This is a genomic window from Natranaerovirga pectinivora (genome assembly GCF_004342165.1).
Classification (GTDB): domain Bacteria; phylum Bacillota; class Clostridia; order Lachnospirales; family DSM-24629; genus Natranaerovirga; species Natranaerovirga pectinivora.
This window is the reverse complement of sequence record NZ_SMAL01000001.1, coordinates 441,871-464,008: the sequence shown is the minus strand read 5'-3', so window position 1 is coordinate 464,008 and position 22,138 is coordinate 441,871. Positions and strand designations below refer to the sequence as shown.

Below are 22,138 nucleotides of genomic sequence, written 5' to 3'. Positions count from 1 at the left end.
CTCCTATTTTATTACAAATTATAATATTTAACACAGTAGTATGATTATTATACCATAATTGCCTACAATTGGAACATTATTTCGAAAAATAAAAAAACAGATTAATTGGTTTCTTAATCTGTTTACAAATATTAAATCGTATTAACGAAGCCGATGACTCTTCCTTCGTAAGAGACACAAGCTTTGTTGAAAGACAAATCTCCAAATCCTTGCTAGCAAGTTTGCAGATTTGTCTTTTATATTAATCTAATTCATAAAAATATAATGTATCATAATCGTCATATATAGTTAGAGAAACTGTTTTTTGAGTTAAATTGTATACCACAGACCATTGTTCATCTCCTGGAATGGTATTTTCTTGCAATAATTTTAGAGCATCTTCAGTAGTAATAATGCCTCCAGATTCAGAAAGAACAGCATCATAAGCTAAATATCGATCACTTCCGAAACCTTGTAAACTCCGGTTTTCATGGATTCTGAAATTACTAATAATTTGATAGTCTCCCTCTTTAGGTATAACAACTTCTTCTCCTCTGATATATTCAACTATGGCTGAATTACCATCAGCATCTGCAAACATAAAATGTACTTCTGATTTAGGAATAAAGGCCACATTGTACTGCGATATTAAATTTATAGCTTCTTCTACATTTTTAGCTTTATCCAGCATTAACCTTATTACGGTTGTGTCATAAAGTGTAGTTTTATTTTCTTCTATTGTAGATTTTGATCCAATTAATGCAAACACTGCTACAGCCAATCCGTGTTCATTCATGCCATCGAAAATTAAATAAGGTAACGCCAGGGATTTCAGTCTCAAAGTAGGGGTCATTTTAAATTCATACTTATCATTAATCCACTCAGCATTCTCAGTATGCAAAATATTAGCTATAGAGAGTGATCTATAACTGGACTTTGCTTTTGTTTCTAAGATCATTGGGACGGTATAGCTATAGTCTAAATTTCTTGCAAATATTACATCACCCTCAGGTGTTTTAGCAATGAAGGCTGAACAACCTCTATCCGGGTTTTCCTTTATACCAATACTCATTATCCCACGGGCAAGGCTTTTTCTTAAAAATAATTCTAATTCTTCTGCACTGGATGCTCCTGTTTCAAGGAATTTGTCAAAAGCATAATCACCATAATAGGTCATTTCATACACTGGACGATCATTAATTTTTTTTATGGATGCAATCGTTGCAATTTCATTATGAAATAGTACACCTATTAATAATACTATTACTAATATTAGACTTACAGTAGTTATAATGGTTCGTTTAAACACTTTTTTCTTGTTATTCGAATTTAACCTAATATCCTTGCTCATAAAATCCCCCTTAAAACTACATTTGTAATACTACTTATATATTACAACAGTAATACATAGTTGTCAATCGTCTTAGTAGCTAAAAAACATCAATTACAATTGGTATATCAATTATTTAATTTTACAACAATTATCTCTGGTCTATTAAAAATTCTCAAGGGAAAAATACTATTCCCTAACCCTCTACTAACAATCATTGTTGTTTCTTCTACACTATGAGCCCCACTTGTGTATTTTGGGAAAAATCCTTGATTTGGTGCAAATAATCCACCTATAAAAGGCAGTCTAAATTGTCCTCCATGAGCGTGTCCTGTGAATACTAAATCTACCTTGTTATCTACATATATCTCTAATAATTCAGGTCTGTGAGAAAGCAGTATTTTAAATGTATTGTTTTCACTAGGGCTATTTAGCTCATTTAATCTTCGACCAATAACATCATTAATAGGATTATCCATATAACTAAATGGAATAAATGCTGGATCAGATAGGCCTAGTAATTGAATAGATGAATCATTTAATACTAACTCTAGGGCGTTATCATCTAGAATAGTAACCCCCGCATCTTCTAACTGTTCTCTTAAGGTATTGTAAACACCAGATCTGGCTTCATGGTTTCCTGATACATAGTAAATTGGTGCAATTTTTACCCCACCATAAATAAAAGTCATTGCTATATCTATATCAGTATGTCTAGCATCAATTATATCCCCTGTTACTACAATGATATCTGGACCTATTTCTTTAATTTTATTAAGTAACTTGATTTGATTTTTTCCAAAATTCTTGTTATGCAAATCAGAAATTTGGACAATGGTATACTCATAAAATTCTGTTGGTATTTTTATATTGGTATAATTTATATGGGTTATAACAATAGAATTATTTTGCCAGATAAAAAAGAATATTAGTAATATAAATACTAATAAAATGCTTAGTATAGCCTTTTTTGTATTGTTCTTGTTCATTCTTAAAACCATATAATTGACCTCTTATCTTTATATTGATACAAATATTTTAGGATTACAAAAAAATGTTATTATAAAATTAAAACACATAATATTGTACCATATATAAATGCAATTTTAAAAGTATTTCAAAACATTAGATTAATAAAAATATTGTTTGGTAAAAGTCAAGTAAAACCCTTATGACAGATGCCATCACAAAGTTATCTTGTCCACCTTTAATATTCATAAGCCCCGTAATACTAGACTACGGGTAGCACATGTTTTTTTGGATTATTTATTTTATCGGTACAACTAAACGTTTTTACGAACGATAAAATTTTCATCAACTAACAACCAATTTTGTGGAAAATCTTTTCCCATAAGCCAAAAATTTATGCCTTTTATTCCCAGTTCTTTAACTAAGTCAAATTTTGCTTGAATACTTCTTGCATCTTCAAACCATACAATATGGAAAGCACCTTCCTCATCTGTATAAGTAAAAAATGGTGCTTCCACTTCTTTGTCATATTGTATCTCTGCGCCATATTCCTTTGCTATTTCTAAAGCCCTTTGAGGACTTATTACTATAGGGAAGTCGCCTTCTTGTTCATATGACAAAGTCCAATCATACCCATATAAAGGTATTCCCATCATAATTTTTTCTTTTGGCATTACAGAAACTGCATATTCCATAACTTGCCTGACTGCATTAATTGGTGCAACAGGCCTTGGTGCTCCTCCTAACCAGCTCCATTCATAAGTCATAATATTAACATAATCTACCATCTGGTCTATTCCTTTATAATCGTGACCCTCATACATAATACCTTCTTGGTCTTGAAAATCTTTAGGAGCCACGGCTGTAGAAACTATATAACCTAATGGTTTAAATAACTCTACAGCTTTTTTTAAAAAGGCATTATAATGATCACGATTTTGAATGCCCAGATACTCAAAGTCAAAATCAATACCATCATATCCTCTATTTTCCATAATTAATAAAGCCTCACTTAAAAGGCGATCTTGGAATTCTTCATTTGTTAGTACTATAGTAGCTAACTCTTTACTGAATTGACCTTGCGCTATATTGGTGACTACCATAATAGGAGAAATAATATTACCATAGGCTGTTTGAACAACTTCTTCATCATCTATTGGATTTAATGTACCATCTGGATTCATTTCATAACTAAAGACATTGATAAAAGTTAATTGTTCCGCCGCTTTTCCTATATCCTTAATTAGTCTTTCACCCATTGCTAGATCTACATAAGCGGTCACATCTATTACTTTCCTGGGTGTTGGTGGTATGAATAATCTTGTTCCTACTTCTAGATCATATGAATCTGTAATCTCGTTTAAAAGAATTAATTGATCGACAGAAACCCCTGTTTTATCACTAATTATTTCTAAAGTATCTCCTGGTTCTGTATAATAATAAGTTCCCCATATTGGAATTATTAATGCCTGACCAACTACCAAATCTTCAGGTTGTTGAATTGTATTGGTTTCCATTATCGATTGTTCAGTAACACCAAATTCCATAGCAATATCAAATAACGTATCTTCTGGTTTTACCACATAAGTCTCCATAGTTACACCCCCGATAAAATTTTATAAGAACATTCTCTAATCTAACCGTCCACGTAATATTTCGTAAGAATTTATTAAATCCAACTCACCAAATCCCCATACATAATTAGGGTAAATAATAGGTGATCGTCTGGTAGCCCCTCTATTAAGCATATTTTTAATTGATCTTGTATTTGTAATACCAATTACCCCTTCAAATATAGCCCCTTGAAGTATGAGGGCTGCAGCACCAGCCACATGTGATGCAGAAATACTTGTTCCTGTCCTAGAACCGTATTGATTATTAGGTAATGGCCCTATTACATTAACGCCTGGAGCTACAATTTCAGGCTTTAATCTACCATCTCTAGTGGGTCCCCTACCTGAACCTATATAAATACTATTGTCTAAATGATTATATGCCCCTACTGTTATAGGTGTATTTGCCGTACCAGGGATGGTTATCGTATCACTAATATTTGGAGATAAAAATTGAGTCCTAGGAAAAATCCATCCCTCTCGATCTAACCAAATATTGTACCTTCCTGTTACAACAACATCACCATATATTCTAATTGTCCATATACCTGGTGTAGGGTTTTGTAGTCTTAATATTATTAATTGATCTCCTGAATTATCTTCTATAAGTTGATATTCAATATATATTCTTGTTCTTTCTAATAGTAAATCAAACTCTTCTTGTAATTGAATACTTGGGGCTATTCTTGGAACAACACTACCAATTGGTGATAAAATACCAACAGAATATACATCAGGTCTTTGTGCCCATATTTGAGCACAAATGCCTCTTTCGTTTTCAGCTACACTTATATCAACATCTTGAAAAGGTGTGCCTTCTGGATAGTTTCCTAAATAGTGATGCCCTAGATTGGCTTCATTCCCTGCAGCAACTACCACTGCGTAGCCCATTATTTTAGACACCCTCTCTAAGTACTCCTCTAAAATAGAAGTACCATCATGTGAGCCTTGATTACTACCTACAGTAATACATATGACTAAGGGTCTCCCGTAGATTGAAGCTTGCTGCATTAAATATTGAATACCTAACATAATATCATTTTCTTGGTATGCAACAGCATCTTCTCTTAATAAATAAATCTCCTTTAGATATTCTTTAGCAGGTTTTAATTTTACCATTATGATTTCAGCATCTGGAGCTGCACCAACAAAGGGTTCTCTTTCAATATAACGACCTGCAGCCACACCTGCGTTAAATGTCCCATGGCCTATTTCATCAATTGATGGAACTATATCATAAGGATTATCACTAACTAAAGCTTGATTAATATCAAAACTTGTATATTCTGACCCATATAAAAAATTTATTGGTGGAATACCTTCTTGAATGGTTTGATCCCATATAGATAATATTTTTGTTGTATTGTCTTCATAAATAAAAGCTGGATGGGTATAATCTATGCCCGTATCTAGGAATCCAATTAATACGCCGCTTCCTCTTAAAGTAAGATAAGGTTGTGTATGAAGCAATAGAATTCCAGCGGAATCTACACTACTTATACCACAGGGGCTGAATAAACTTGGCATATTTGGAAAATCAAAGAAAGGGCTTTCAATCCTAGGGGTATGTACAACGACATATTTTTCATCAATTACTTGATAGCAGATAGCATTATCTCTTTGGGTTATTTCAGAAAAATCACCTTCATAGTCAACAATATAATCTGCAAATGCATTGGACATTATAGCTACTTTACAATCTAATTCACTTAATTGTTGTGATTCTATATTTTTGTTTTTCATATACTCACCACATTTAACATTATATTAAATAATCTTAACTTCTCTTAACTTCTCCTGCCTCTTAGGATTTCAAATGACCTAAATAAATTTAGCATACCGTATCCCCATAAATTATTTGGAAATTCGTATAGACCTTTCCTTTCTGCACCTCTTATTAGGATTTGTTTTATTGCCCTTGTATTCATCTGTGGATTATTACCTAAAACTATCCCCCACTGAAATAATAATGCAGCAGCTCCAGCAACATGGGCAGCTGCAACACTTGTTCCTGTCATAACCCCTAATTGATTAAAAGGCAGGGGACCAATGACATTTACACCTGGTGCAACTAACTCCGGTTTTAAAACGCCTGCCCTTGTAGGACCTCTGCCAGAACTTATATATAGACTTTCATCATAATGATTGTATGCGCCTACGGTAATAGGAGTTTTAGCCGTTCCAGGTACCGTTACTGTAGAGAAAATTGAAGAAATAAAAAAACTTGTTGTTGGCAATATCCATCCTTCTCTATCCAAATATATGCTGTATTGCCCTACTACAACCACTTCCCCAATAATTCTTAAAGTCCATACACCTTCAGTTGGTTCTTTAATTCTAATTAAAATTAATTGACTTCCTGTTCTTGGTTCAATAGATATATATTTTATATAAATCTCAGTGCGTTCTAACCATAAAGTGTACTCTTTCCATCTTTCAATAGGTGGTACTCTAGAAATAAATTCTCCTGTTGGTGATAATATGGCAATAGAATAAATATCTGGTGCCTGTGCCCATATATTTATAAAAAGGCCTCTCTCATTTCCACCAACAATGACTTCTGTATCTTGATAAGGTGTATTGTAAGGATATACGTTCGTAAAATGATGGCGTAAATTAGCTTCATTCCCTGCAGCTACTATTATAGCTTTGCCTGTTATATCACCAATGGTATTAATAAACTCCTCTAGTAAAGAAGTCCCGTCATGACCATCTAAATTAGTACCAATTCCTAAACATATAACCAATGGGCGGTTTACACTTGCTGCTTTATCTACAAGATATTGTATACCCATTATAATATCATTATCTTGATAAACGATTGCATCTTCTTCTATCAAATAAAAATCTCTTATGTATTTTTTTCCTGGTTTTAATTTTACCATTATAACGTCTGCTTCTGGAGCTGCCCCTACAAATGTATCATCGATAGCCACTCCTGCTGCAATACCTGCTAAAAATGTGCCATGACCTGTTTCATCAATTGAAGGCACTACTTCATACGGATTCTCGCTCTGTAAGGCTATATTAATATCATTATTTGTATATTCTGTCCCATATTGAAAATTCGAAGGAGGCAATCCTTCTTGAATGGTTTGATCCCAAATCGATAGAATTTTTGATGTGTTATTCCTTTTTATAAATGCAGGGTTAGTATAATCTATCCCCGAATCAACAAAGCCAATTATAACACCTGTTCCCCTTAGTGGAATATATGGATGTGTATGAAAAGGAAGTATTCCTGATCGATCTACGCTAAGAGTACCATAGGGGCCAAGTAGCCTAGGTATATTCCTAATATCATCACTTGTACCTATTGCAATTGAAATAGCTAAAGACGTGTGTAAAACTGCAACGTTTTCATTTATTATTTGGTAACAAATAGCATTATAGTCAATTAATGCTTGTGTAATATTACCTTCGTAAGCAACAATTAAATCAGCAAAATCTTCAGATACAATAGCTTCTCGACAGTCTATTCGAATCAATTCACTTCCTTGAAGTTTTTTATCTTCATCCAAAATAAATCATTTCCTTTCAGCGTGAGAGCTATTTGATGCTTCTAAGAACTTCAAAAGCTTATCTATTCTTAATATTATGCACTGATAATGTATTATATGAAGACCTAATAAGAAGCAAACAACAATAGGCATTACAATTTTTCTATAATAAAAAACTCATAAATAAGGACGTAAATTATTAGCAAATATACGCCCTATTTAATATAGACCCTAAGTATATATTTCTGTATCTGGAAAATAAGCTGCCCAAGAAAACCAGAATACATCAGCTGCAATTAGCATTTCTAATTTTTCACCTTCTAGAGGCCCTTCTTCAGCTATACCTAATAAATTCCATCTACTATTTGTTTGCTCATCATATATTTCATTATCCATAGAGTAAAATGTGAGTTTTTCTCCATTAATATAGGGACTAAACACACCCGTATAACCTACATCTCTTCCCTCTTCAATTCTTGCCGTATCCATATTTGATATCATTCCTGTTTTATAAAAAATGACTAGCTCTGTATCGTTAATGACATCTTCAACTACTCTTTCTCTGATTAAAATTGGATAAGGGTATGCTTTATGAGTATCCCCAATACTTATTCCAACAACTCTTTCCATTGTTGGAAATCTCCTGTCAATCTCTCCTAAGAAAAATAATGGCTCATCACCTGTATCGTATCCAATATAAGGGTTTGCTAAATATCTTCTAATATAACCTGTTTCTGGACTTAAAACCAATCCTGAAGGATATAATTCTGCAAACAAACTAAAAGGTACAATATTACTTGGTATACTCTCAAGAATTTCACCTGTCATATGCCCGACTATTGCCCTTCCAGTAAAAGGATCCCAAATACTTTCTGTTTCTAAATCATAAAGTAATCTAACGGAGTTCCTTAATATTCCTGGCGTACCAAAAGTATAAGTGATTCCGTTAATATCTCTGTCTAATATTCTTGTATTATTTGTTAAGCCACTATAGGAAATTACAATAGGACGATTATTGAAGACATCATTTACGGCACCATGCCATAATAAAATTTGTAGTGGATATGCTTTTGCTTCATCATCATCTTGTATAACTAAAACGGGGGCTTTTGAATCTATATATCTACGGGCGCCTGGTATAGTCAAAAACTTAGGATCAAATAGATATGGGTGTACATCTTTGCCTTTTGTTTTAATTAATTCATCTAATGGAACATCAAACAAAGTCCAATTTATATTAAGATCAGTAATTCCTGATACGTCTAGAATGGGTTGTTGTTGAATTACTAAAGTAGGATTTGTTGCTAATTGTAACCCTAAACATTCCTCATATTCATTCATATGATATTTGTATTTTTGAATACCCATTTCATAGTTATCGATATCCTTTTGACTATGCTCATTCATAAATAGTTTGCATTCATTCATCCTTTTAATATGATAATTTAATAATTTGTTCAAATTATCCATATGATACACTCCTACTTAGCCTGAATGGATTATTGGAAAGTGTTGCTGATTCAGGTTAAATTCTCCTACTTTATTTATATGAATTTTAATCCAATAGGTTCTACTATTTAATAGATAAATTTTTCATCAAAAGCTATGAATTAGAAAAAGAATATACTCTTTTCATCTATTCTTAGAACTACCTTATTTTTTCATTTATGATTTCACTAATTTCTTTTCCATAATTAATATCTGCAACTGCTGCTTTTTTTCGTTTTAAAGAAATAATATGTGCATATGTATTACCAGTCGTTATAACAGAACCATGTCCTAATAATTCTTTTACAGTTGCAAGATCACTTCCCCCTGCTAATAAATAACTGGCATATGTATGACGTAAGGAATGGACAACTAAAAGATCATTTTTAATACTTGCCCTCTCGTATAAGTCATTAATAATTCTCTGTATACTCCTTATGGTTAGATGTTCATCAGGGTTTTTTCGTGAAAAAAAGAGATACTTACCATATAAATTATTGTCTTTTAAAAATTTATCATAACTGTATAAAATCATAAGGTGATCATTATGTAAGTGCACCTTCTGCTACTCTTGCTCCAGTATATAAATATGTATAAAACAATGCTCTATTACGTTCATATAAATATCTATTAGCTTCATTGGCATTTCTAATATCTTCTATAAGGATATCACTGATTTTTTGTATGTCGTTAGGTTTTAGAATTTCTCTTTTTTTTCCTGTATCATTTTTATAATACTTTGCAACTGAGTTCAATTGGATGTTCAAATAATTTCTATCGTTTGCATAGTTAAACAATCCACGTAAGGCACTTGTATGTGCATTTAGTGTATGAGAATTTGCACTATGTTCATTGCTATAAGTTTTTATTAATTCAGCTCTATAGGATTGTAGTAAATTACTTACTTCTTCACTATTAAGCATAATTTCTTTAGAATACTGATTGTTTTTAAAATCTATAAACTTATGAATACAAGACATATAGTTTCTAAGGGTTTTATTTGAATAGAGTTGCCCAATTAAATACTCATAATAATGTTCTACTAATTTATCTAGGTTAATGGATTTATTCTCCAAATCATATCCTCCTCTGAATTTTAGTTAATTATGATCAACATACTATTAAAAACATATCAATGTCATATATAAAACCAACTTTTTTCTTGATATTCATTATAAACTCATATTAGCTAAAATAATACAGTTTTATTCGTTAGCTATACAATGTGTCAAATTTCAAAAAATAACGACCTTAAAACAAGAAATATGACGTCATAATTTTTCTTGTGATTTCCTAACAACCAAACATATGTTTCTTTTCTGTTATAATTGATTATCAATAATAAATCAAAAGAATTTTAGCTATGTCGTCTAATGTATACTTAGACGACATTGGTGTTTTTATTAAGAATCCTTTATTATCAATGGTTTAGAGAGTTTATAGTTCAAAATATGTACTAATAATAATCTATGTCGTCTAAAAATAAATACAATGTCTATAAAAATAGATAGCTCTTTGGATAAAAAATAATGCTATAGATCATATATTTAATCTATAGCATTAAGATAAGACTAAAAATTTCCGCATCGGTTAATTTTTAGTCTTACTGTAAAATTTATATCTTAAGAGAAATAACCTCTATTATTGATTCAAAATCAACTTTACCTCTATATCGAAGATAAATAACAGATTTACCTTTAGCAGCAAAAACTTGTTTAACATGGTCCTCTGATTCATAGACATATAGATAATCAAAATCTAAATGGTCTAATTCAATATACTCCGTATTATTATCTGCAAAACCATATTTATCAATCAAGTCCCTCAGTAGTAAATTTGAATTAGACGAAAATCGAAGTTGATAAAACTTAGTTATAACATAGGTGTCAATTGTGTAGATTTTATTTCCTAAAAGATTATTGCTACTGGTAGAGAATATATCTTGTGAATGATATTGTTTTGGTGCTAGAAGACTCCAGTCATAACTATATACACTAAAATAATCTGTTATATCAGGCCGTTCTTTAATTAATTCAACATCTTCTCCTAGATCTATTAATCTCACTATAGGTAAATTAGTATCACCAGTTGGCAAAGGATAACTTTTACTATTTATGATTTGAGCTATAGGGATAATGGAAAACAAGCTAATAAAAACAGTACAATATAAAATTACGCGAAATTTTTTTCTTTTAACGTATTTTTTCCAGGGTGCATTATGGTTGATGGGTTCCCCTATCCTTAGCATTTTTCTTAGTCTACTTATAGAAAAAACAGCTTGAAATGAAGAATACAAAGAATACAACATTAATATAATGAGTGGTAATTGATATTGAAGTGTAAAGACCTCTTCCACTAAACTAAGAATGATGTTTTTTTGATTCAATACGGTGTATAAAAAACCTATAGTTAAGATAGTTATAATAGCACCAAATACAAAATTAAGAAGAAATTTTCTATTCAAGGACTCTAATGTATAAGATTGTTCAGGGGAATCTGTATGAAACTCTGGTGCATCTCTTTCTTCTGGTGATGCATAAATATAAAACTCTTTATAATGGGTCACATAGTCCCACCCATTTGCTGCAAATAGTTCCTTTTCCTCTAAAGTAATAGGTTGACTAATATCAATTCGATACTTCATTTTTTTAGGTTCACCTTTTAGAAATTTTGCAAAATGAATGCCCGTTCCTTCAAGATGCAAGCCTTTGGATGCCATATCACTAAACCAACTTTCATTCTCCCCAATACGCCAATAATCACAAGGACGAATTTTATAAATATACTTATACAATAGTTTCACCTTCTTTTAAAATTATTCCATCCTCTACTAAAGCCAATAATCTTCTGTATTCTGTGCGAAGGGCTTCTTCGCCTAAGGTAGTAATTCTATAAGTTTTTTTTCTGCCATCGTCTTCTTCTAAAGAAATAAGTTTATCTTTTTTCATCCTTGTAAGCACCCCATAAAGTGTTCCAGGGCCCATAGAAATTCTACCCTTAGACACTTCATTGATATCATTCATCAGTTGATACCCATGATTAGGATTCATAAGTGCTAAAAGCACATAATACATTGCTTCTGTCATTGGTCCACCATTATATCCCATAGTAACACCCTTTCAATATTATGCGACGCGATATATCGTATAACATAATATTAACTTAATAAATAAAATGTGTCAATTGTTTTTAACAAGGAACACATTTTATTCAGATACTTAAACTTCTACTTTGAGTTACGCATTTACTATGTCAAACCTTGTTCTAAAATTAATATATCTGTAGTAGTGTTTTATCTTTTTCTAAAAGAGTCTTAACTTCATTGGTTACACCAGTTATGGCAATTCTAGCTGATTGATTATATTCAACCACTAATTTATATTTTTTGAAATATTTAGTTATTTTTATATTTCTTATAGTTGATTTTTCTATGATAGTACCATTTAGTATAAGAATTTCATTGCCTATGTATATTCTACTAAGTAGGTAAAGATTTACACCCATTAATAAATAAATCGAGGTATCAGATATAGTAGAATCTAACCGACTCCATCGCAAAATTAATGGAAATAAAAAAAGAAAAAAACTCAACCATATTATACAACTAAGATACTTGCTGTATAAATAATATTTTTGTAAATTATTTTTTTTTGCAAAATTCCTTATTCTAATGGAATAAGTAACTAACATTACTATCGTTGAAAAGACTAGCGCATTTACTATGGAAAGAAAAATATTAAATGTAGAACTATTATCTATACTTAGATTTAAAATGGAAACAATAAAAAGTGATAAAATACCCACTAAGAGGGTTATTCTTATTGTGTATTTTTTATATGTATTAAGATTCATACTTCTTCTCCTTTCAAGAACACAAATGGACGGCCTTCTCTTGTGTTTTAATTCTCCTTATTTCTTGTCAATTTCTTATTTAAGAATCTAAATGCCAAAAATACAATCGTAAAAGCACCCACAATCACACTAATTAAAACCACTATATTATTACTATTATGTTCTTTTTTGAATTCAAGTGTAATATTATTCAATCTTGTATAAGATTCTATATCATTTTTAATACTTTCGTCATAAAATTCAAATCGAGTAAATAAATTATCACTATTACTTTCTTTAAGCATTAAGTATTCTATTGCTTGAGGTGAAAATGGGACGTAAAAATCATTTGACTTATATAAGAATAACAAGACATATTTATGATTGTCATTTAAAGTAAAATCAATAGATGTGCTAATATTTTTATCCTTAGCTCCTGGAGTCCTAATAATAAATGCCTTTTCTTCTACTTCTCCTTTAATAACATATTCTATATTAATCTGCCATTCAGTCCACCAAAACCTATTATTAAATTCCTCTTCTCCAGTTGGCCCTACCAATTCTCCAACAATAATTAAATCAGATTTATCAATGAGTTCTTCATTTGTATAATAAGGAAAACTTGCCAATGCCGCTAAACCACTTAAAAAAGTAAATATAATATAAATCAATATTCTTCCGGAACTTTTAAGTTTCATAACCTATCCCCCTCACTATCTGGAATGTTAGTTATTACACACAATAGAGTAAACCCTTGTGTATTCTAGTTTATTAGATTCACATACACTGATACATAATCTCTAGAATCTCCTGATTGACTGCTATACCAACTACGTTCGATTTCTTCAAATGTAATATCTTTATCATGTACTAGAAAGTATCGATCATATTGACTATAAATAGCAGTTCTACTACTCGGAGAACCTGTAAATCTCACAAGATATGGGTATTCGTATTCATATGTTTGGACATCTTCAGTGTAGGTAAATACATATGTGTTACCATCAAAATTGAGATCTGCTATATATAGAGGAAGCATATCTATAATCTCATCATGATAATCAATAGAAGTTTTTTTAAAATCAGGCAAATAAAGATATGCAAGTCTGACCATTGCAGCCTTGCCTGCTTCAGTTCTTTCAATAAACTCTTGCCATTTTTCCTCACCAGATGTAAGTTGGTGATTTTCGAATACAACACACCCATCAGCCTTAGCAGACTCTAAAGTATAATTATTTGGTAAGTTTTCATATTTTATATAGGTGTTGATTGTAGTTTTATTGCCACATGCAGAACATAGTATAAGCAAAACTATTAAACAAATAACCATTCTAAGAGATAAAAATTTTTTCATTTTATAAATACTCCTTATTTGGAATTTAATATATATGGCTAATTGGATTCTTCCATTCCTATCCTAGCCTTAGAAAAAATTAGCTATAACTATAAATTTTATAAATCTTTATAGTTTTAATACAAAAGAACAGTCTCCTTGTGTTCTCTCGTGTTCTTTGTTCATCCTTTTAGTTCAGTAGCAATTGACCCTTTTGCAAGTCTACTGCCAAATGGAATAAATATTAATAGGTTTGAAAAGACGAGCATCAATATAACATACCAAAGAACAGTAAAATCAATAGAACTAAAATACCTTCCTTCGCATATAGTAAGTATATTAGAAATAATAATGCCTATTATACCCCCTAATACTACTCCTATAAAATTAAAAGTAAGTACTTGAGTAAGAATAATATTAATCAACTTTCCTCTATTAACTTTCAGTGTCCTTAGTATGGCGTATTCTATTCTTTTGTTTAAGATATTGTTTATCATCATATTTTGGGAACCAATAATTAATCCTATTAAAATTGCAGTGATTGATATCGTTAATAACTTCCACCTTTGATTTAGCATATCGTTAGAAGTTTCTAAAGCTTCTTCTAAAGTAGACCATTTTATATTCGGGTATTTTCTTCTTAAATTTTCTAGATCGGCGATTGTCTGGTTTAAATCATAAGTACCAATTAAAATTTTATCTATAATTGTGAATTCATTAATATAAAAATCATTCTCCCAATCTATACCAACCATTACAACTTGACGATAATCAATATTTTCATATATACCATTAATTATCAAGCTATTAAAGTTATCGTCAACTGTTATAGTATCAATACTTCTATTGAAATTATAAGAAGGCATTACATAGATTTTATCACCTATTGATAAATTATTTTGTTCAGCAAATTCAACAGTAACAATTATCCCGTTATTTTCTCTATGATTACTGTTTTCATTAATTATTCCTACTGATGCCATACCATCAAAATTCATTAGGGAATATGAAAGGGTTTTAATTTTGTCATCATTCTTATAAAACAAGCTGTGCATTATACTATAAGGTAAGATATTTCTAATGCTAGTTATTTCCATTAGATCTTCATAAAAAGCATGGTTAATCTTCATCCCATAGCCTTCTCTTGCAGTTAACATCAAATCTAATTTATATTGGCTTTTTAAATAATTCTCATTATTTTTACTAATGGTGTTCAATATAGTACCACCAAAAATACTAAGTGCTACTAATAAACTAATGGATAGAATAATAATAGAATTCTTTTTAACTTGTGGTATAACATTTTTCAAAGCAACAAAAGAAGCATTTCCAAATACTTTTCTAATACCAGGCATAATAAACAGAAGAATCTCTTTGATATAATAAGGGAAAACCAAGTAGACACCAACCATAAATACAACTGCTGAAAGTATTCCAAAGCCTGTACTTTCTAGACCTGCAAAGTATACACCATAAAGAAAGAAAATCATTGAAAAGACTAAGGAAATATACCCCAAAATTTTTGAGACGTTACCCTTAACATCCAGCTCTTCATTTTCTCTAACTATTTCTAAAGGTAATATTCTTGAATATTTCATTACAGGTATTAACATAAAAAGTTGTATGATTATAAAAACAACGAATGCTATTTTCAACGCATCTACAAGAACAAAAGAATATTCAAATTGTTTATTGATTAAAATCTCTCCTAATTTATTCTGCAATAGGTTATGGAATATATATGAAAAAACTAGTCCAAAGAATACACCTGTTAGAGATAACATCAAGCTCTGTAAAAATATAATCTTAAAAGATTGCTTAACACTCCCACCTATTGCTCTAATAAGTGAGAATTGTTTTCGATATTGATATAGAAAAGTTTGGAAGTTTGATATTAATAGCAGTCCACAGATCATAATGGCTATAAATGACAATATAATGACGTATGCATTGATCATATCTAAATTTCTCGTGATTTCTTCATTATGAATAAAAATATCTACTTCAACATTATCATTAAAACTTGTTATTCTATCTGCTAAAGCAACACTCTCTACTTCATCAAATATGTCAATCATAAGATAGGTTGCAACCATTTCTTCCATAATAAAAGTTAAATAAGTGTCAATATGTATCATAGCAAAGTCCGGTATCGAACTGGACTCATTTATATTATTAAGAATCTCAACGACTTGAAATCTGGTATTGTTTATTAAAACTATATCACTGATAGAAACATCTAAAAAATCTGCCAATCCCTTATTAATAATAACCTGATCACTACCAATATCCTTTGTATACTTGTATCTACTTTTAGATAACTCCGTATTATCTAATCCAAGTGCATATATTTGATAGCCATTAGCAATTTCTAAATTTCCAACTACTACTCTTGCCACTTCATTAATATTTGGCTGTCTTTTTATTTGTTGAAACAATTGATTGTCAATACCTCTGTGATCTGCCATACTTACTGATAAATTCATATTGCCATATTGTTGGAACAGTTCGTCTGTCATAATTCTAGTAGCATTCTTTGTTAAGGATAGCATATTAATAATCAACATTACGGATATGGTAATGGTTACTATAGCAGTAATAACCATCCCCTTATTCCCTTTATATATCTTAAAAGCGATTCTACTTAAAGAGTACATACTTAACACCTCATGGAATTCTTAAGCATATGAAGAATTTTATCTATATCTCCTGCCTTAGCTTTCTTTACATATTCATTTACGATTTTACCGTTATGTATAAATAACACTCTATCTGCAAAGGTGGCAACTTGAGGGTCGTGAGTGACAATGACAATACTTTGATCTAATGCTTCCTGTAAATCTTTGATTATGTTCAGTATTTCTTCTGATGTTTGATAATCTAAATTACCTGTTGGCTCATCTGCTAATAATAAGGGTGGGTTAGTAATTAAAGCCCTTGCGATAGCAACACGTTGTTGTTGTCCTCCTGATAATTTATAAGGTCTTACTTTTTCTTTTCCTCCTAGACCGACTAGATCAATGTATTTACCTACTTCTTCCTTTATGGTTTTAGAATCTTTGTTCATTAAAATAAGTGGTAGGGCCAAATTCTCTTCAACTGTTAAATCTTTTAATAAGTTATAATCTTGAAAAATAAACCCTATATACTCGCTTCTATACTGTGTTGCATAAGGTTCCTTATGATAATTACTAATGATCCTATTCTTAATCTTTATAGTTCCGTCACTTGGGGCATCTAGTGCACCAATAAGATTTAATAGTGTGCTTTTGCCTGAACCACTTGCTCCCATAATGGCAAGCATTTCACCTTTATAGATTGTTAAATCAATGTTTTTTAAGGCTTCTACCTTTAACTCCCCATTAGAATAAGTCTTTCGAAGCTTAATTGCTTCAAGTACAATTTCTTTGTTCATCTACATTCCCCTTTTTTTAACACAGCACACGAAGGGACGTTCTTCTGTGTTCTCCTGTGTTAGCTCCCTGTGTTCTCTTAATTTAATAGATCTACATATTCTTTAGCTTCTTTTAGCCCAAAACCTGTTATGACTCTACATCTTTTAATTGCTTTATAATATTTTCCTTCTGCAATTAGTAACTTTAATTCTTTATCCATACTCTCTTTGGTTAAATCATCAAGTTCTATATCAATTGGTTTCTTTTTATAAGCTAAAATACTTGATATGGTATTCAATATTCCTACAATGATAAAAACAATCCCCAAAAAGTATTTCTTTTCAAACAAACTCATAATGCCTACGAATATAAAACTAATTCCTCCTATTATTAATAAAACTTGTGCCTTCTTATTCATAGAACTGCTCCTTTCTACTATATAACTAATAATTTACATTAACGCATCTTTCATGCCTTCTAATGTTTTTTCAATATACATATAATAAACACCCTCGATTTTTACTGCTACTGAGGCATTTTTGTTTTTTATACTATATATTTCAGTACCTTTCTCTATAAATGTTGCATCGCCATTTCTAAATCTATAACGAGGGTTATTAACTTTTTTAGAAACATTAAATTTTACTTCTCCAATTTCATTTTCTATATCAGCACTATCAACCAAAGTTTTATCTGCGCCCCCATAATACTTAGTGCCATTTATTTGTAAACAGTCTTCCCAAGAGATTTGTGAGAAACCAAATCTATCAACCCGTAGTAAGTACCCTGAAAAAATTGTAATTAGTATGATCAAAGCTATTAGGAATATTTTTTTTACTTTTTTATTAAACATAATACACCTCTCAACTTTATTTGTACTTGTAATTCAATTACAATACTTGATCCTTGTTTAGCCATAGTAAACCATATATTTTGTTTTCGTTGAATATTCTTGTAGGGAAAAAGAAATAAAATATTCTACCCCTTAATCTTCTTTATCTTCTTCCACTTTTATTTTAAGCAATAGTACTGTATTATCTATATTAATTATTTCAGTTATAGCCTCTGGATCTTGATAGTTATATGTTCTTACTGAATTGCCTCCCCCTTGTTGGTATACAGCTAATATAACTTCTTCTCCTGATTTTAAACCAATGGTTTCATCGCCAAGAGCATATCCCCAAGTTCTAATGCCTTGGTCTTGAAAGAAATCATTATTAATGCTTTGAGGTCCTATTGTTGTACTTGATGTGCTATATTTTGAATACATAAAGAATTGTTTGTCACTTCTATTGGGATTAATGATACCGAATCCAGTTGAGCTTTCTTCTACTTCTAAAGGACTTCTGCCATATGAATGACTAATAATTGGATTAGGATCAACTAATACCCCATCGCTATAAAGTTCAACCCAAAGAGTCACCCAGCTTTCATTAGCACGAAGTAATTTTAAGTCAAAATTAAATAAATTACCAAGATGCAGTTCTTTAAATGTTTGTTCATAAATTGAATCTGTATTTGCTGAAATGTAACCGATATAGTCACTGCTTTTGCTTTTACTGCTACACCCTACACTTAATGCAATAATGATGCATAATAGGATTAGAATCCTTTTACGTATTTTTAACAATTATAAACACTCTCCTATTTTTTATTAGTTATTATTGTATAAATTAATAAAACTATATAGATAATTAAGAAATATTATACCATATACATTAATACTTAACAAATTATATTATAAAACTGATAACAAAAAATGACCTATAGTTTTATCTTCTATAAGGTCATTTTAGTTTCATCAGTCATAGAACAGCTCTGCGACTCAGAATCAAGTTATATTTAATTGATTTAATACTCTTGCCAAACACTTAAGACCTTCTTTAATTCTATCTACAGGCATATTAGAAAAATTAAGCCTTAATGTATTTTCATTGCCACCATTTGGGAAAAACGAACCGCCTGGTACAAAAGCTACATTCTTTTCAAGACATTTTTCTAAAACAACTCTTGCATTTATATGTGTAGGCAATTCTACCCAAGCAAATAGTCCACCTTCAGGTCTTGTGAATTTTACCTCTTTTGGGAATTCCTTTTCCATTACTTCAATAGCGGCATCTCTTCTTTGTCTATAGACATCGCGTATTTTATCTATGTGTTCATCTATATTATACAACTCAAGGTATTTACTAATTACCATCTGAGCCATTGTATTACATTGTAAGTCTGCCCCTTGCTTTACTAAAACATATTTTTCAATTAGTTTCTCATGGGCCATAACCCATCCAATTCTATAACCAGGACAAAATACTTTTGAAAATGAGCCTAATGAAACAACACATCCTACATCATCAAAAGATTGTAAAGATGGTAACATTTCACCTTCAAATCTAAGTTCTCCATAAGGGTTATCTTCAATGATTACAATCTCATACTTTGTAGCTAACTTAACCAGTTGTTCCCTTCTCCTCAATGACCATGTTCTTCCTGTAGGATTTTGAAAATCTGGTATGACATAGATTAATTTAACCCTATTTCCTTGTGTCTCTAAAATACTTTCAACTTGGGAAGTGATCATTCCCTCATTATCTGTTGGTACTTCGATGAACTCACAACCATAAGCTTTAAAGGCACTAATGGCAGCTAAATAAGTTGGACTTTCACATAAAACAATATCTCCTTGATCTAAAAACACTTTTCCAGAAAGGTCCAAAGCTTGTTGAGAGCCATGGGTTAAGACAATGTTATCAGGCTCAAAGGCTGTTTGCCATCGTTTATTCATTCTATTAGAAATCCACTCTCTTAAAGGTCTATAGCCTTCTGTCGTCGTATATTGAAGGGCTTTATAGCCTTCTTCTTCAAATACTCTATTGCTGGCTTCTTGTATTGCTTCTATTGGAAAAAGCTCTGGTGCCGGTAACCCTCCTGCAAATGAAATTACTTCAGGTCTTTCAGTTACCTTAAGAATTTCCCTAATTTCAGAGGCTTTCAAATAACTCATTCTATCCGCTAATTTATACTCCATACCCATACCTCCCATAAATTTAAACAATTGGGTTCATTTCTATATTATTAAAAGCTTCTTCATCATCACTTGATTCTTTTAAATCCCTAATGGCTTTACACAACCTTTTAATACCCTCATCAATCTCAGGAACAGAAGCAAAGGTAAAATTAAGACGTATATATTCTTCTCCTTCCCCCGATGTAAAGAAGGTAGAACCAGGTACAAAAGCCACCTTATATTCTGCTGCTTTTAACACCAGCTTAGAAGCCAATATCCCATTGGGAAGTTTACACCAAAAGTAATAGCCGCCCTTTGGTTTATGCCATTTTAAATCATGAGGTGCGTAATTAAGCAAAGCTTCATACATAGCATCTCTTTTAATTCTATAGTCATTACATGATTTTTTCATATGTTTATCAAAGTCACCACTCCTAATAAATCTTTCTATGATCCATTGCGAAAGACTGTTTGAGTGTATATCCATTACTTGCTTTAGGGCTGTACATTTTTGAACAATCTTCTTATGGGCCACCATCCATCCCAATCTTAATCCTGGATAGACACTTTTCGAAAATGTACTAATGTAAATAACATACCCTTCATTGTCCATAGATTTAATTAAAGGAAGAGGCATACCATCATAAGAAAGATCCCCGTAAGCATCGTCTTCCATTATAAAAACTTTATACTTACGAGCAAGTTCATAAAGTCCTTTTCTTCTCTCAAGAACCATCTCCAACCCTGTTGGATTTTGAAAGTTAGGCATGGTATAAATAAACTTTGGTCTATACCTTTGAAGCAATTGCTCTAGTATATCCAGCCTCATACCTTTATCATCCATAGGGACACCCATTACTCTAGCACCAAGACTTTTAAATGCTTGAACGGCTGGGAAGAAAGAAGGTTCTTCCACGACCACAATATCCCCTGGATCTAATAGAATTCTAGCCATTATATCAATACATTGTTGAGATCCTGAAAAAAGCATTACTTCTTCAATACCACAGTACACGCCTCTTTTATGCATCAATTGACAGACCGATTCCCTAATAGAATGAAACCCTTCTGTAGGAGAATGAAGTAAGGCCTTATAGTCATTGCTATTTAATATTTCTTCTTCAATACCTTTAAATATTTGTAAAGGACCTGATTCAGGAGAAGCAATTCCTGTTGCAAATGAGATAACATCTTTTCTATTGGCTATTGCTAAAAGTTCTTTTAACATAAATGGATCAAATTGTCCTGAGTATTGGCTAAATGTATGATCCCATACAGGTTCTTCATAATGAGTAGCGTTACTTAACTCAGAATCTGGATAAGAAAGAACAATCGTTCCCTTACCAACCCTAGAATCAATTAACCCTTCTGCTTTTAATTCCCGATAAGCATTTAACACTGTGGTCCTATTAACACCTAAACTTTCAGCAAGTTTTCTCTCAGGTGGCAATGTAAAACCAGGAATAAGTTCACCTGATAAAATCTGTTGACGTATTTGTTCAAATATCTGTAGGTAAACTGCTTTAGTATCATCTCTATTAATTACAATTCTCATAAACCAAACCACTCCTTTGGATGCATCCGATTTTATTATATGGTTAATATTTGTAACTATCAACCACCAATTTTAAGTTTTTTAAATCAACCAATTTCTACTTATATAAAGATTTTAAGGGAAACCAAAGTGGCTTCCCTT

Annotated in this window: 20 protein-coding genes; all 20 read right to left on the bottom strand. The window is 31.2% G+C overall.

Annotation, left to right across the window (positions count from 1 at the left end; translation table 11 throughout):
- Window positions 1-241: 241 nt before the first annotated feature.
- Window positions 242-1,330, bottom strand: a complete 1,089-nt coding sequence (locus EDC18_RS02220) for a linear amide C-N hydrolase (protein WP_132249815.1) — start codon at window positions 1,328-1,330, stop codon at window positions 242-244.
- 107 nt (window positions 1,331-1,437) lie between these two features.
- Entirely contained in the window at window positions 1,438-2,310 is an 873-nt protein-coding gene (locus EDC18_RS02215; RefSeq protein WP_132249813.1) for a metallophosphoesterase, read from the bottom strand.
- Window positions 2,311-2,592: 282 nt separating this feature from the next.
- Window positions 2,593-3,873 carry a glycosyl hydrolase family 18 protein gene (locus EDC18_RS02210; protein WP_132249811.1) on the bottom strand — a complete coding sequence of 427 codons (1,281 nt, stop codon included), beginning with the start codon at window positions 3,871-3,873 and terminating at the stop codon, window positions 2,593-2,595.
- Between the two features lie 36 nt (window positions 3,874-3,909).
- Complete coding sequence (locus tag EDC18_RS02205) at window positions 3,910-5,634, bottom strand: S8 family peptidase (protein WP_132249809.1); 1,725 nt, start codon at window positions 5,632-5,634, stop codon at window positions 3,910-3,912.
- A gap of 44 nt (window positions 5,635-5,678) precedes the next feature.
- Complete coding sequence (locus EDC18_RS02200) at window positions 5,679-7,412, bottom strand: S8 family peptidase (RefSeq protein WP_132249807.1); 1,734 nt, start codon at window positions 7,410-7,412, stop codon at window positions 5,679-5,681.
- Window positions 7,413-7,622: 210 nt separating this feature from the next.
- Window positions 7,623-8,861 carry a DUF3179 domain-containing protein gene (locus tag EDC18_RS02195; protein WP_132249805.1) on the bottom strand — a complete coding sequence of 413 codons (1,239 nt, stop codon included), beginning with the start codon at window positions 8,859-8,861 and terminating at the stop codon, window positions 7,623-7,625.
- Window positions 8,862-9,039: 178 nt separating this feature from the next.
- Window positions 9,040-9,438: a tyrosine-type recombinase/integrase gene (locus EDC18_RS02190; RefSeq protein ID WP_165878432.1), complete on the bottom strand. Its 399-nt coding sequence runs from the start codon at window positions 9,436-9,438 to the stop codon at window positions 9,040-9,042.
- Window positions 9,425-9,955: a site-specific integrase gene (locus tag EDC18_RS02185; RefSeq protein ID WP_132249801.1), complete on the bottom strand. Its 531-nt coding sequence runs from the start codon at window positions 9,953-9,955 to the stop codon at window positions 9,425-9,427. The genes EDC18_RS02190 and EDC18_RS02185 overlap by 14 nt, the downstream gene beginning before the upstream one ends.
- 539 nt (window positions 9,956-10,494) lie before the next feature.
- A complete protein-coding gene (locus tag EDC18_RS02180) occupies window positions 10,495-11,673 on the bottom strand; it encodes a DUF2812 domain-containing protein (protein WP_132249799.1) in 1,179 nt (392 codons plus the stop codon).
- Window positions 11,666-11,986, bottom strand: a complete 321-nt coding sequence (locus EDC18_RS02175) for a PadR family transcriptional regulator (protein ID WP_132249797.1) — start codon at window positions 11,984-11,986, stop codon at window positions 11,666-11,668. Before EDC18_RS02175 ends, EDC18_RS02180 begins: the two co-directional genes overlap by 8 nt.
- 163 nt (window positions 11,987-12,149) lie before the next feature.
- Window positions 12,150-12,731, bottom strand: coding sequence for a hypothetical protein (locus tag EDC18_RS02170; protein ID WP_132249795.1), 582 nt, complete (start codon window positions 12,729-12,731; stop codon window positions 12,150-12,152).
- Between the two features lie 47 nt (window positions 12,732-12,778).
- Window positions 12,779-13,408 carry a hypothetical protein gene (locus EDC18_RS02165; RefSeq protein WP_132249793.1) on the bottom strand — a complete coding sequence of 210 codons (630 nt, stop codon included), beginning with the start codon at window positions 13,406-13,408 and terminating at the stop codon, window positions 12,779-12,781.
- Between the two features lie 65 nt (window positions 13,409-13,473).
- Complete coding sequence (locus EDC18_RS02160; protein ID WP_132249791.1) at window positions 13,474-14,064, bottom strand: hypothetical protein; 591 nt, start codon at window positions 14,062-14,064, stop codon at window positions 13,474-13,476.
- Between the two features lie 161 nt (window positions 14,065-14,225).
- Complete coding sequence (locus tag EDC18_RS02155; RefSeq protein WP_132249789.1) at window positions 14,226-16,700, bottom strand: ABC transporter permease; 2,475 nt, start codon at window positions 16,698-16,700, stop codon at window positions 14,226-14,228.
- Window positions 16,701-16,702: 2 nt separating this feature from the next.
- On the bottom strand, window positions 16,703-17,458 hold the full coding sequence (locus tag EDC18_RS02150) for an ABC transporter ATP-binding protein (RefSeq protein WP_132249787.1): 756 nt from the start codon (window positions 17,456-17,458) through the stop codon (window positions 16,703-16,705).
- Between the two features lie 77 nt (window positions 17,459-17,535).
- Window positions 17,536-17,856, bottom strand: a complete 321-nt coding sequence (locus tag EDC18_RS02145; RefSeq protein WP_165878431.1) for a DUF8582 domain-containing membrane protein — start codon at window positions 17,854-17,856, stop codon at window positions 17,536-17,538.
- Between the two features lie 33 nt (window positions 17,857-17,889).
- Window positions 17,890-18,291: a hypothetical protein gene (locus EDC18_RS02140; RefSeq protein ID WP_132249785.1), complete on the bottom strand. Its 402-nt coding sequence runs from the start codon at window positions 18,289-18,291 to the stop codon at window positions 17,890-17,892.
- A gap of 132 nt (window positions 18,292-18,423) precedes the next feature.
- On the bottom strand, window positions 18,424-19,068 hold the full coding sequence (locus EDC18_RS02135; RefSeq protein WP_132249783.1) for a hypothetical protein: 645 nt from the start codon (window positions 19,066-19,068) through the stop codon (window positions 18,424-18,426).
- Between the two features lie 201 nt (window positions 19,069-19,269).
- Window positions 19,270-20,463, bottom strand: a complete 1,194-nt coding sequence (locus EDC18_RS02130) for an aminotransferase-like domain-containing protein (RefSeq protein ID WP_132249781.1) — start codon at window positions 20,461-20,463, stop codon at window positions 19,270-19,272.
- A gap of 19 nt (window positions 20,464-20,482) precedes the next feature.
- Window positions 20,483-21,997 (bottom strand): MocR-like pyridoxine biosynthesis transcription factor PdxR, encoded by a 1,515-nt coding sequence (gene pdxR / locus EDC18_RS02125; protein ID WP_132249779.1) that lies wholly within the window; start codon window positions 21,995-21,997, stop codon window positions 20,483-20,485.
- Window positions 21,998-22,138 lie beyond the last annotated feature (141 nt).

Bases quoted from the DNA above. Each gene is read 5' to 3' on its own strand.
- pdxR (WP_132249779.1), bottom strand. From the start codon at position 21,997: ATGAGAATTGTAATTAATAGAGATGATACTAAAGCAGTTTACCTACAG.
- EDC18_RS02160 (WP_132249791.1), bottom strand. From the start codon at position 14,064: ATGAAAAAATTTTTATCTCTTAGAATGGTTATTTGTTTAATAGTTTTG.
- EDC18_RS02170 (WP_132249795.1), bottom strand. From the start codon at position 12,731: ATGAATCTTAATACATATAAAAAATACACAATAAGAATAACCCTCTTA.
- EDC18_RS02165 (WP_132249793.1), bottom strand. From the start codon at position 13,408: ATGAAACTTAAAAGTTCCGGAAGAATATTGATTTATATTATATTTACT.
- EDC18_RS02220 (WP_132249815.1), bottom strand. From the start codon at position 1,330: ATGAGCAAGGATATTAGGTTAAATTCGAATAACAAGAAAAAAGTGTTT.
- EDC18_RS02150 (WP_132249787.1), bottom strand. From the start codon at position 17,458: ATGAACAAAGAAATTGTACTTGAAGCAATTAAGCTTCGAAAGACTTAT.
- EDC18_RS02210 (WP_132249811.1), bottom strand. From the start codon at position 3,873: ATGGAGACTTATGTGGTAAAACCAGAAGATACGTTATTTGATATTGCT.
- EDC18_RS02205 (WP_132249809.1), bottom strand. From the start codon at position 5,634: ATGAAAAACAAAAATATAGAATCACAACAATTAAGTGAATTAGATTGT.
- EDC18_RS02175 (WP_132249797.1), bottom strand. From the start codon at position 11,986: ATGGGATATAATGGTGGACCAATGACAGAAGCAATGTATTATGTGCTT.
- EDC18_RS02145 (WP_165878431.1), bottom strand. From the start codon at position 17,856: ATGAATAAGAAGGCACAAGTTTTATTAATAATAGGAGGAATTAGTTTT.
- EDC18_RS02155 (WP_132249789.1), bottom strand. From the start codon at position 16,700: ATGTACTCTTTAAGTAGAATCGCTTTTAAGATATATAAAGGGAATAAG.
- EDC18_RS02215 (WP_132249813.1), bottom strand. From the start codon at position 2,310: ATGGTTTTAAGAATGAACAAGAACAATACAAAAAAGGCTATACTAAGC.
- EDC18_RS02195 (WP_132249805.1), bottom strand. From the start codon at position 8,861: ATGGATAATTTGAACAAATTATTAAATTATCATATTAAAAGGATGAAT.
- EDC18_RS02140 (WP_132249785.1), bottom strand. From the start codon at position 18,291: ATGTTTAATAAAAAAGTAAAAAAAATATTCCTAATAGCTTTGATCATA.
- EDC18_RS02130 (WP_132249781.1), bottom strand. From the start codon at position 20,463: ATGGAGTATAAATTAGCGGATAGAATGAGTTATTTGAAAGCCTCTGAA.